Source organism: Bacillus sp. IBL03825, assembly GCF_024712505.1.
GTDB lineage: Bacteria > Bacillota > Bacilli > Bacillales > Bacillaceae_G > Bacillus_A > Bacillus_A wiedmannii.
In genome coordinates this window covers 2273522-2286026 of the sequence record NZ_JAMXKE010000001.1, presented here as the reverse complement: position 1 = coordinate 2286026, position 12505 = coordinate 2273522, and the positions used below count along the sequence as shown (strand labels likewise).

The following is a 12505-nucleotide window of genomic DNA, read 5'->3' as shown; positions in this document are numbered from 1 at the left end:
ACATCCAGTACAAATAAATAATGATTGATTGGTATTTTCAATTTAGAAATTTCTTACACTATAAAAAAGAAACTTGCGCCTTTGCACAAGTTTCTTTCAAAAATCATTTCCTATTTTTTCACAACTTCATGTCCACCGAACTGATTACGAAGAGCTGAAACTACTTTTCCGTGGAATGTATCATCTTCTTGAGAACGGTAGCGCATAAATAATGACATTGCAATTACCGGCGCTGCCGCTTGAAGTTCAAGTGCCGTTTCCACAGTCCATTTCCCTTCTCCTGAAGAGTTCATCACACCTTTTATGCCATCTAGTTTTGGATCATCTGCAAATGCCTTTTCAGTTAAGTCCATTAACCAACCGCGGATAACCGATCCGTTTGCCCATACTTTTGCAACATCTTCATAATTGAAATCAAAATCACTTTTATCTAACACTTCAAAGCCTTCAGCGATTGCTTGCATCATACCGTATTCAATACCGTTATGAACCATTTTTAAGAAATGACCACTTCCGACGCGACCAGCATACGAATACCCATTCTCTACTGCTAAATCTTTAAATAAAGGTTCTAATTGATCGTAAATTTCTTTTTCTCCACCAACCATTAAGCAAGCACCGTATCTAGCTCCTTCTACACCGCCTGATGTACCGATATCTACGTAATGTAAACCAAAGCTTTCCGCTTCTTCAGCACGGCGTAACGTATCTTTATAGAATGAATTTCCGCCTTCAATAACGATATCGCCTTCTTCTAATAATGGATATACATCTTTTAGTACCGATTCAACAACTTCTCCCGCAGGTACCATTACCCAAATTTTACGAGGAGCTTCTAGTTCAGCAATCATTTCTTTTAATGTATGACGAGCAGTAATCCCTAAAGCCCCTGCTTTTTCAACAAGTTCTTTATTAACGTCATATACAACTACTTCATGATTGTCTTCATATAAATGTTCTGCTAATGGGAATCCCATTTTTCCTAATCCAATTAAACCTAGTTTCATATTAATCAATCTCCCATTCTATACAAATATATTTAATAATGAAATTAGCCCAAGTGCTACAACAGATAATATCGTCTCCATTGCAGTCCATGTTAATAATGTTTCTTTCACAGTCATTCCGAAATACTCTTTAATCATCCAAAACCCAGAATCATTTACATGTGATAAAATTAATGAACCTGCACCTGTTGCAAGTGCTAGTAGTTCAACATTTACACCTGGTGTACTTGCTGCAATCGGTGCTACAATTCCAGCTGCTGTCATCATAGAAACTGTAGCAGATCCAGTCGCAATTCGGATAAGTGCCGCAATTCCCCAACCTAATAATATCGGTGAAATATGAGATTCTTTCGCCATTTCTGCGATTGTCGTTCCAATTCCAGAATCTAATAATACTTTATTAAACGCACCGCCTGCACCAATAACTAACAGTATGTTCGCAATTGGCCCTAAACAATCATTTGTAAATTGTAATACTTTATCTTTTGAGAAACCTTTTGCATAACCAAGACTAAAGAAAGAATATATCGTTGCAATTAATAACGCGACTATTGGATCTCCAATGAAGTGCAATACTTGTGCAAGTTGACTTGTTTTGCTTAGCCCTACTTCCGCAATCGATGCACCTAGCATAAGAAATACTGGAAGTAAAATAGTAAACAATGTATTTCCGAAACTAGGAAGTTCCTTCTTCTTATCTCTTTCAATAAATTGCTCCGCTATATCTAATGGTACTTCTTTATGTATACGAGCACCGATCCATTTCCCGTAAAGCGGACCTGAAATGATTGCAGTTGGAAGTCCGACAATTAATGCATATAAAATTGTTTTCCCTACATCTGCTTTAAAAATACCTACCGCTGCCATCGCTGCCGGATGCGGTGGAACGAGTCCGTGTACAACAGATAGTCCTGCTACTAGTGGAATACCAATTGTAATAAGCGATACCCCTGTTTCTAACGCAATTGTAAATACTAATGGAATTAGTAGTACAAATCCAACTTGGAAAAATACTGGAATCCCTACTAAAAATGCAACGAACATCATCGCCCAGTGAACACGTTTCTTCCCAAAACGATCTATTAATGTGGTAGCAATTCGTTCAGCACCGCCAGATTCGGCCATCATTTTTCCAAGCATCGTTCCTAATGCTAAAACTATCGCTAAAAACCCTAACGTATTACCAAGCCCTAGTTTAATAGAATCGATAATCCCTGGATCTTTTGGTGAAGTTCCAATCAATGGCATTCCCATTGCTAGCCCTACACCAATTGCTGTTAATATTAACGCGACAAACGGATGCCATTTTACTACCGTAATAAGTAAAAGTAGTATGACAACTGCCGCTAGTACGATTCCAACTACCATTTCTCCCAATCCCCCTATTGTTTACGTTGGAAAGCAGCTATACAATCAAATTCTTCTTTCAAGCGATTGTAAAGTCGTTCATACATATAAAACATTTCTAAATATATAGCCGTATTTTCTTTATTCGGTACATGATGATGAACAATATCAATCCAATCCTTTACCTCTTCAAGAGAATCAATTTTTCCTACAGCATATAAAGCAACTGCCGCTGCCCCAAGCGCAGATGCTTCATGACTTTCAGGAACAAGCAATTCTTTTCCCATCATATCGGATAACATTTGTCTCCAAAATGCAGATTTCGCAAAACCTCCTGAAACGCGTATTTCAGTAAGTGGCCCTGTACAATCCCTGATTGCGAGTGCAACAGAATATACGCTCATACAAACACCTTCCATGACTGCACGTATAAAATGTTCTCGTTTATGCTGAAGGTTTATTCCAAAGAATGTACCACGAGCATTTGCATTCCAGTAAGGTGCACGTTCTCCAGATAGAAACGGTAAAAATAGCAATCCACCCGCTCCAGCTGGTACACTTTCCGCATACTTAATTAATAAATCATACGGATCAATGCCAAGCTTCCTTGCAACTTCTTGTTCCGGGCTACCAAATTCATCACGTAACCATCTCAGTAATATTCCGCCGTTATTCGTTGGTCCGCCAATCACCCAGTGCTCGTCTGTTAATGCATAACAAAACGTTCTTCCTTTTTCATCTGTATTAACACTTGATGAAATTGTTCGAACTGCACCACTTGTACCAATTGTAATTGCAGCTGAGCCAGGCGATATTGCCCCAACGCCTACATTCGCAAGAACACCATCACTTGCACCAATAACAACTGGCGTATCTTCACGAATGCCCATCTTCTGTGCTAATTCAGGTTTCATACCCGATAAAATATATGTAGTTGGCACAGGTGTTGATAATTGTTCTGGTGACATATGTAACATCGTTAAAACATCTTCATCCCAGTTTAATGTTTCTAAATTAAATAACCCAGTAGCAGATGCAATTGAATAATCCACTACGTAGCGTGAAAATAATTGATAAATAACATATTCTTTAATGGAAATAAATTTATAAGCGCTCCTATATAATTCTGGCTCTTCCTCTTTCATCCACAATAATTTAGAAAGCGGTGACATCGGATGAACTGGTGTACCCGTTCGTCTATAAATTTCATGCCCATTCATATGTTGTAATAATTTTTCTGATTGCTTCGTACTTCGATTATCTGCCCAAATGATAGAACGCGTTAATGGCGTACTGTTTTCATCTACTGCAATTAATGAGTGCATCGCTGTACTAATACCGATTGACGAAATATCTTCTGGTAACACGTTACCTTTTTCAATGGCAACGCTTACAGTTTTGTATACAGCAGCACATATTACATCAGGATCTTGCTCAGCCCATCCGACGTTCGGTTGAATAATTGGATAATCAACTGCATGTGATGCAACGACTTTTCCTTTTTCTGTGAACACAACCGTTTTTGTACTTGTGGTACCGATATCAATCCCGATTACTCTCCCCCTTGTTTCCATGCGAATCTTCCCTTCGTTTCTAGTAAAATACGAACTAGTAAACCGTTTACATGAATTAGTATATAAAATATTTTTTCATTAATCAAGTTTTAAAAAGAAAATTTTTTTCATCACAAAAAATAAATCCCCTCATTCCATTTCACTTACATACTAAATTTAGCTTTTCCCTGCGGTAAAGTTGCGTTCTATTCGTTGCGCAACACACTCTTTTTCTTTCATTAACAACACATATATACTCCTTCCATACATTCTACTTATTTGCATGAAAAAGGAGTTGTACAGCAACTACCTCCTCAATGGAAACTTTGTGCACTTTGCTCGTTTTTATTGTATTAAGTTCTCTCGTACTTTTCTCTTAATAGTCTTAGAGCGCGTATCCTACTATCACTTTATTAACTTGTAAATATATGTTCCATGCTATAAAATCAAATAGTATTTATATTTTTCAGAAAAATAAAACAATATTTTAGACATTATTGTATAATGTTGTAAAAAGATGTCGGAGGGATTTAATGTTACATAAAATATCTCAATTCACAATTAAGCTTTCATCCATTCTTTTATCACTGTTACTATTATTAAATTTACCTTATTTATTTATCACTCAACAAGGATTCACCTTTCAACCAATTTATTTTTTTAACCAGATCGTTACTATGTTAAAACAGGTTTTCTCACCTGAATCATTGTTGGTTATAGGATCAGACCCAAAGTTTGGTCATTTAAAAACAACACCATTATTTCCAACTGTTTTAGAACCTTACCTATATTCGTTTATTATATTATTTGTAGCCTTTTTGCTTGCGCTCTTTATCTCATCTAGCATGGCATTTTTTTATTTTTTAGCAAAAGATTATATAAAAAAATGGATAAACCGAATTGTGTTCATATTAGAAGCTGTCCCTGATATGATGATGATGATTTGTTTACAAATATTTTTCATATGGTTACTGCGGAAATTCGGGGAATTACCTGTCACCATTATTTCTTTTAATGAAAATCGAGCTTATTTACTCCCTATTTTATCTTTAGCTGTCTTACCTACATTACAAATGTTTCGGATGATGGTGTTATACATAAAAGAAGAACATGGAAAACATTACGTAGAGGTTGCATATGGAAAAGGGTTTTCATCAAGTTATATACTATGCATTCATTTATTCAAAAATATATCTATCCACTTCTTCCACCATTTAAAAACGATTTTTGTTTTCTTACTTTCTAACTTATTTATTTTAGAATTTGTTTTTAATATGCAAGGCATTATTCAATTTTTATTTAAAAAGGCGTTTATTTCACCTCCAGCTGCATTTATCATACTTGTCATGATTATCTTACCGTTTTATGCCATTTTTCAAATAATCTCTTTCATGATGAATAGATGGCAAAAGCAATTGAAAGGAGCAGCTTTATGAAATCTATTTGGAAATCAAAACGCTTTTTAATCGGCTTTACTTATTTATTCATACTTGTTTCAGCTAGTTTTATTTATAGTTGGTTCTTTAAAGATAACATCCCAAAACCTCCTCAGTTACTTTACAATGACAATAACGAATTACTTGGAAAGGCCCCCTTTCCACCATCGTTAATACCGCCTTTTGGATCTGATCGTTTTGGAGAGTCTGTTTTCTTACAAATTATAGAAGGAGCAAAATTCACTATCTTATTAGCTGTGGCAATTAGCTTCTTTCGAATTTTATTCGGAACATGTATAGGAATTCTCTTAAGTTTATATGCTCCAAAATTCAAGAGATTTTTCCAGGCATGCTCAGAAGTGTTTTACTATATTCCTACTTTATTTATCGCATTTATACTCATCACGCCCGTTAATATTGTAATCATATCAAATGCTGATAGATTAGATCCAAATATTTCATTTGCATTTTATCAAGTACTTGTACTTATTTTCGTCGCTCTGCCTACACTTTCTTTATATATATCCTCAGAGGTTGATGAATTTATGAAACAAGATTATATTTTAAGTTCACAATTACTGGGTGCTAGCCGTTTTCATATTATCAAAAAACACTTACGAGTCTTATTACTTGACCGCTTATTTGTTTTATTTATGGAACATATCGTCCAAACTCTCATACTCGTTATCCATTTAGCGTTGCTTGATATTATAATTGGTGGGATACAAATGCGTGAACTCTATGACGGAGTACTCAAACCTGTTTCTCTATCGAATGATTGGGCAGGCCTTATTGGATTAAATCGTTATGAAATGAATATTTCATGGTGGATTATTTTGTATACTCTCGTTTCATTCTTTATTACGATTCTATTTATTAAGCTTATGACAATCGGGATTCAAGATGCACTGAAAGCAAGAGATTCGCAAGTTGTAGCAATTCAAACCGTTCCAAATCATAAAAAATTTGTTAAAAGTAAAGATTCTTTTTCGTTTGTAGATAAAGTGAACCTTTAATCCTTTCTCGTTAGTCGACATTGATAGTAGTGGAATGAAAAGAAGATGATTCCTGTTGAATGCAGGGATCATCTTCTTTCTGCTGTCTAACTTTTTTACATGTCTTTAGCTAGACTCATGCTTTTTATATTTAAAGTGAATTATTTGCAATCACAATTATGCTGTTTAAAATCGATTACCATACGTCCTTGAATTCTACCTTCTTCCATTTCTTCGAATACATTTTGTACTTTATCTAGAGAACAAGTTTGAACAACCGGCACTACTTTTCCTTCTGCACCGAACATGAATGCCTCTTCTAAGTCTTTACGAGTACCGACTAGAGAACCAACTACTTCAATTCCATCTAGTACAAGTCGCGGAATGTTTAAATCCATAGTTTCTACTGGTAAACCTACTGCAACGACTTTACCACAAGCACGTACTGCATCAACTGCTGAGTTGAATGCTACTTTAGAAACGGCTGTTACTACAGCAGCATAAGCACCACCAAACTCATCTTGAACAATCTTATCAGCAGGACCTTGAGAAATTGGATTGATAGTCATATCCGCACCAACCTCTTTTGCTAACGCTAATTTATCGTCATTAATATCTACTGCAATTACCTTTGCACCAAATACGTTTTTAGCATATTGGATAGCTAGGTTACCTAATCCACCACAACCATAGATGACGATAGGTTGACCAGGTTTAATGTCTGATACTTTTATCGCTTTATATGTAGTTACGCCCGCACATGTGATTGATGATGCTTGAGCAGGATCTAATCCTTCTGGTACTTTCACCGCATAATCAGCTGTAACGATACATTGTTCTGCCATACCACCATCTACTGAATAACCAGCGTTCTTAACTTCACGGCAAAATGTTTCTCTACCTGTTACGCAATATTCACAACGTCCACAAGATTGGAACATCCATGCAATACTTACACGGTCACCTACCTTTAGTGAAGTTACATCATCAGCAATTTTCGTAACAATACCTACACCCTCATGACCAAGAATACGGCCATCTGTGTTTCCAAAATCATGATTTGCAACGTGTAAATCAGTATGACAAACCCCACAATACTCTACATCTACTAGCGCTTCACCTGAGTGTAACGGACGTAATTCCTTTTCAATAACTTCAATGTTTGCTTTACTATTTTTATTAACTACTACTGCTTTCATATGTGATCTCCCCTTTAGTGTTTTAGAATTTTAATGAGTTCATCTCACAACTTCTGTCTTCACTGGTTCGGCTAATCATTATGCCAAATTTAAGTGTTCAATCATCATTACATGTTCATCATAACATGTAATTTTAAAAGCCTATTGTTAAATATTGAACAATATTTGAATTATTAACCAAATGTTTTCTTACTATATTTGAAGGAAAACTGAAATTTCATCCATATATAAGCTTATTAGAATTCAATGTGCGGAGTATGAGACTCAATTAATAAAGATTTTTTAAAACAGGAAATTATAATCATCAAATTTTCACAAAAGACTATTGGCCAATATAAAAAGCCCTTCAACTGAAGGACTTTTTATATTCGTTTCATCGAAATTGTTTCACGTATACTTTGTAAATTTTGCAACGTCTCTTCTTGGCGTTGTAACGATAACCCAACGTACAAAGTATCTAATAAACTTAACTGTGCTAATCTTGATGAACTTGCTTCTGTGCGGAATTCCGTCTCACGTGTTGAAGTATATAATGTAATATCAGCAAGTTGACTTAATGCTGATTTCTGATAGCTCGTAATTGCAATAATGCTAGCACCCCTTGCTTTTGCTACTTCTAACGCTTCCAGTAACCCTTTATTGCTACCAGAATGAGAAATTGCAATGACCACTGCTTCTTTAGTAAGTAAACCCGCACCCATAATTTGAAAATGTGAATCTGTATGAGCAATACAAGAAATACCCGTTCTCATAAATTTATGATATGCATCCATCGCAATAATACCAGAACCACCATTTCCATAAAACTCAATACGACTTGCGTCTTGTAATACCTTTACGGCTTGCTCTAGCGCTGTATCATTTAGCAAATGTAATGTATCTTGCAGTCCTGTAATATGCGAATGAAAAACTTTTTTAGCAACAGTTACCATACTATCTTCCGCCGATACTTCTTCATGAATATTTTGCATCGGAGTATGTACAATTTCACGAGCTAATGTAATCTTTAAATCTTGAAAACCTTGAAAACCAAGGTGCTTACATAAGCGGAATATCGTAGCTTCAGAACTATTCGTAACTTCAGCTAATTCTGTAATAGATTTATGTACAACATCTTGTGGATGTTTCAATATATGTTCGGCAATACTTCGCAATTTCGGTGATAAACCGTTTAACGAAGCCTGAATCTTACCAATCCCACTTCTTGTACCTGGCATAGCATATCTTCCCCTTCCATCGTAGCTTTATTGTACCTAATTATCGAAAGAAGAAAAACCTTTATTTGGCACTACTATAAATTGAAACTTTAATCAGTGAGAGTATTGTACATCTCCCACTGATTATAAGCCCGCAAATAGCTTGATAAATTTTAAATACTCCTATGTATTCTGTCGTTACATGGTACATAATTATTCATATTTATTATTTCCTCCATGCTTCACCGCATATAATGCAGCTTGCGTACGATCATCTACTTCCAATTTAGCTAAAACATTTGAAACATGTGTTTTCACAGTCTGTTCTGTAATATGAAGCTCTGCTGCAATTTCTTTATTACTTCGCCCTTTCGCGATTTCACGAAGTACTTCTTGCTCTCTTTTCGTTAACATGGAAAAAGGGTTTTCTTTTTCTTTCTTTTCTGCTGACCGTCCTAATAGTGCCGGTGTTACTTTCGGATGAAAATTCGCATTTCCTTGATGTACTGCAATGATAGAAGCAACAAGTTGCTCAGGTTGTACTTCTTTTAATTGATAACCATCTGCTCCAGCTTCTAGTGCTGGTAAAACATAGTCTTGTTCTGAAAAACTGCTTAATATAAGTATCTTTATTGTTTCATCATATTTTTTTATCCGTTTTGTTGCTTCTATACCATCCATCTTCGGCATTGATAGATCCATTAATACTACATCTGGTCTTTCCGTTTGAATGAATGTTAATGCCTCTTCACCATTTTCTGCTTCCCCAACTATTTCAAATTCTTCTCTCGTTTTTAAAAAGAATACAAGTCCTCTTCGAACGATATGATGATCCTCAACTAGTAGTAATTTAATCTTCAATCTTCTTCTCCCCTTTAAACCGGCAATTGAATTTCAATTTTCGTACCCTTTTTCAGCTCAGTTTTTATTTGAAATGATCCCCTCATTAACTGAATACGTTCCTTCATACTTTTTAAACCGAGCGCTGACTCTCTTACGTGATCTTGTATAAATCCTATTCCGTTATCCTCTATGTAAAAATACAACTGATTATTTTCTATTTTCAAAAGAATATTTACTTTTTCACATAAAGCGTGTTTTTTACAATTATGTATTGCTTCTTGACTAATACGCCATAAAACTTCTTCTATTTCATCTCCAATTGAAACCATTCCATCAATTCGAACTTCCACGTGAATCCCTAACAACTTACCATAATTTTTAATCGCCTCTGCTAAACCTTTCTCTAATCCTTCCGGTCTTAATTGCCAAATTAAAAGTGTCATTTCTTGTAATGCTTCCTGTGATAATTCTCCAATATAGCTCAACATCTCTTGCAAGTCTCTATCTTGCGTCATATTTAAAGTACCTTTTGCTGTTAGCATAATAGAAAATAACAATTGTTTTACTGAATCATGTAAATCACGAGCTAATCGATTTCTTTCAGCTACCACTACATATTTACGTTCTTTCTCCACTAACTGAATACGTTGTATTGTCGTTCCTATTTGAAATGCAATCGATTCTAATAATGCTAATTCTTCCTCTGAAAAATGTGTTTTTTGAGGCGAGGCCACATTTAATAGACCAAATTTCTCCGATCCAGACCTAAGGGGAATTGTCGCATGATGCGTAACATCTTCGGTCTCTCCCCAATTACATTCAATCGCATCCTCTATTCGCTTACATTCAATAATATTTGTCGCTTTTTCCAATCTGCCATTCACAAAGCGCTCTACACACCAACAGTCTCCTTCACACATTGGCTTCTTCTCTTGCCACGTAAGAGCTGGCGGTAAGTTTTCATCTACAAGCATACGGTGCTTTCCACTTTCATCAATAAAAAAAATCCACCCTGTTTGTAAATTCATAACTTGTAACAATGTATGTAACACTTTTTCTAACATGTCTTGTAAGTCTGTTGCTTCATTTAATAATTCTGCAATTGCTTTTAATGCTTCTAAACGATACATCTCTTTTTCTTCAAAGTTCATTTTCATCACCATCTATCATTATAACATTAAGAAATTTCTAAATTCTACAAATAAAGAAAGAACTGAATTCCTTCAGTTCTTTCTTTATTTTAATCATTTTATTATTGTTTTTCTATCCAATGTTGGAAGCTAGATTTTTGTTAACAAGCTATTCTATTTTAGCTGTCCGATAAAGATTGTCCACCATGGGCATGCTGTATACTTTCAGTAGTAATGAACATATTTGCTGATGGCATTTGCACTTGATTCTTATGGAACATAGACATTAATTCAAATCTTACTTGTCTAGAAATTTCAAAATAATCTTCCGGCTTTATTAAACCTGTAATACAAAATTCATATCCAACGTATTTAAGATTCGGATTTAAATCTGTAACACCAACGTATTTAAACGGTTCCACAGCTTCATCTTCTACTTTATAAAGATTTGGAGCGAATTTTTCATTGCAGTTAACACAAACTTCTTCTAACAATTCCTTAACTCTTGTAGGGTCTTCCTGATAGCTTACCGTAATCCGTTCAATTACGCGCATCCATCCTTTATTAAAATTTTGTATCGTCCTAATCTCTCCGTGTGGTATCGTAAGGAGTTTTCCTGACCATTCACGAATTTGCATAAAACGAATACTAATTTCCTCAATTGTTCCTGAATTTGTTCCGTTAAAAGTAACAAAATCGCCAACACGAAACTCTTTGTCCGCTAATCTCGCAAAGCCTAATATAACATCTTTTAACATCTGTTGTGCAGCAAAACCAATAACAACTCCCGCTATCCCTGCACCTGCAATGATACTTTTTATATCTACAAATTGGCTAATTAAATATATGATTAGACTGATGATAATGATATATCTAAAAATAGATCGAATCACACTTTGAATCGTTTGCTCTACCTCTTCATCAAAAAAGCTTGATTTCCTAAAAAACCAATCAATAATTCGGTTGATTACAAAAGAGATAATGATTAAAACTAAAGCAAATAGTAAAAATCTTAAAAGTAAAAACTCTCTTACATAATTAAAAAATTCTTCAGTATACGTTAATACACTCATCCATCCACACCCTTAACTAATGAAAATTTCATGAAAAACTAATTTATTGTCATACCTTTTGATTTCCTTAAAACTTGTTACACTTTCTTCTATAAATATACCCTTTTTTATTATCTAAAGGGAGATAACAATAGAATTTTTTATAAATGCCTTTATGTTAAGACCTCAATACTTACCTAAACAAAAAGGGGAATATTAACACAACGCCGAATTGTTCATTTGAAAATATTTTGACTCGCGGAGGTTAACTAACAATGGGCTATATCGAAGAACTAAGAGAAATTATTGGATCAAGACCACTCAATCTAGCTGGCGTTGCTGTAGCTGTTTTCAATGAACAAGGACAAATATTACTACAACAAAGGCGAAATGGTGTTTGGGGTGTTCCCGGTGGATTTGTTGAACTTGGTGAATCAACAGAAGAAGCCGGAAGACGTGAAGTTCTTGAAGAAACAGGGATTGAAATAGGAACTTTACAGTTAATACATGTATTTTCCGGAAAAGAATTTTTTGTAAAATTACCGAACGGAGATGAATTTTACCCTATAACAATCGCATACCTTTGCAAAAATATTACAGGTGGTACGTTAAAAGCTGATGGGTTTGAATCATTGCATGTACAATTTTTTAATTTAAATGGATTACCAGAAAAAATTAGTCCATTCATAAAAAAACTAATCGAGCAAAACGTCGTCACAATTTAAACGAAAAAAGAGACCTTTTTAA

At 34.9% G+C, this 12505-nt stretch carries 11 protein-coding genes; 3 read left to right on the top strand and 8 right to left on the bottom strand.

Going from position 1 to position 12505, the window contains the following annotated elements; all coding sequences use genetic code 11:
• Positions 1-110: 110 nt before the first annotated feature.
• From gnd to gntK, 3 genes are read right to left on the bottom strand one after another with little or no spacing between them, the layout of a single operon-like run.
• A complete protein-coding gene (gene gnd / locus NHG49_RS11755) occupies positions 111-1007 on the bottom strand; it encodes a phosphogluconate dehydrogenase (NAD(+)-dependent, decarboxylating) (RefSeq protein ID WP_064477345.1) in 897 nt (298 codons plus the stop codon).
• Between the two features lie 18 nt (positions 1008-1025).
• Positions 1026-2375, bottom strand: a complete 1350-nt coding sequence (locus NHG49_RS11750; protein WP_064477346.1) for a GntP family permease — start codon at positions 2373-2375, stop codon at positions 1026-1028.
• A 14-nt stretch (positions 2376-2389) separates the two neighbouring features.
• The gene (gene gntK / locus NHG49_RS11745) at positions 2390-3928 is read right to left on the bottom strand and encodes a gluconokinase (protein WP_088046801.1); all 1539 of its coding nucleotides are present in this window, start codon (positions 3926-3928) and stop codon (positions 2390-2392) included.
• Between the two features lie 512 nt (positions 3929-4440).
• Between gntK and NHG49_RS11740 the strand changes: the two genes are divergently transcribed.
• Positions 4441-5343 carry an ABC transporter permease subunit gene (locus NHG49_RS11740; RefSeq protein WP_000902494.1) on the top strand — a complete coding sequence of 301 codons (903 nt, stop codon included), beginning with the start codon at positions 4441-4443 and terminating at the stop codon, positions 5341-5343.
• A complete protein-coding gene (locus NHG49_RS11735) occupies positions 5340-6359 on the top strand; it encodes an ABC transporter permease (RefSeq protein WP_000836586.1) in 1020 nt (339 codons plus the stop codon). The genes NHG49_RS11740 and NHG49_RS11735 overlap by 4 nt, the downstream gene beginning before the upstream one ends.
• A 140-nt stretch (positions 6360-6499) precedes the next feature.
• Here the strand turns inward: NHG49_RS11735 and adhP are convergent, their stop codons facing one another.
• From adhP to NHG49_RS11710, 5 genes are all read right to left on the bottom strand, one after another.
• The gene (adhP, locus tag NHG49_RS11730; RefSeq protein ID WP_064477348.1) at positions 6500-7537 is read right to left on the bottom strand and encodes an alcohol dehydrogenase AdhP; all 1038 of its coding nucleotides are present in this window, start codon (positions 7535-7537) and stop codon (positions 6500-6502) included.
• 362 nt (positions 7538-7899) lie between these two features.
• Positions 7900-8754: a MurR/RpiR family transcriptional regulator gene (locus NHG49_RS11725; protein WP_048563126.1), complete on the bottom strand. Its 855-nt coding sequence runs from the start codon at positions 8752-8754 to the stop codon at positions 7900-7902.
• Between the two features lie 192 nt (positions 8755-8946).
• Positions 8947-9594 (bottom strand): response regulator, encoded by a 648-nt coding sequence (locus tag NHG49_RS11720; RefSeq protein WP_064477349.1) that lies wholly within the window; start codon positions 9592-9594, stop codon positions 8947-8949.
• A 14-nt stretch (positions 9595-9608) separates the two neighbouring features.
• Positions 9609-10727 (bottom strand): GAF domain-containing sensor histidine kinase, encoded by a 1119-nt coding sequence (locus tag NHG49_RS11715; protein WP_064477350.1) that lies wholly within the window; start codon positions 10725-10727, stop codon positions 9609-9611.
• Positions 10728-10885: 158 nt separating this feature from the next.
• Positions 10886-11779: a mechanosensitive ion channel family protein gene (locus NHG49_RS11710; RefSeq protein WP_064477351.1), complete on the bottom strand. Its 894-nt coding sequence runs from the start codon at positions 11777-11779 to the stop codon at positions 10886-10888.
• Between the two features lie 254 nt (positions 11780-12033).
• Between NHG49_RS11710 and NHG49_RS11705 the strand changes: the two genes are divergently transcribed.
• Complete coding sequence (locus NHG49_RS11705) at positions 12034-12483, top strand: NUDIX hydrolase (RefSeq protein WP_064477352.1); 450 nt, start codon at positions 12034-12036, stop codon at positions 12481-12483.
• Positions 12484-12505 lie beyond the last annotated feature (22 nt).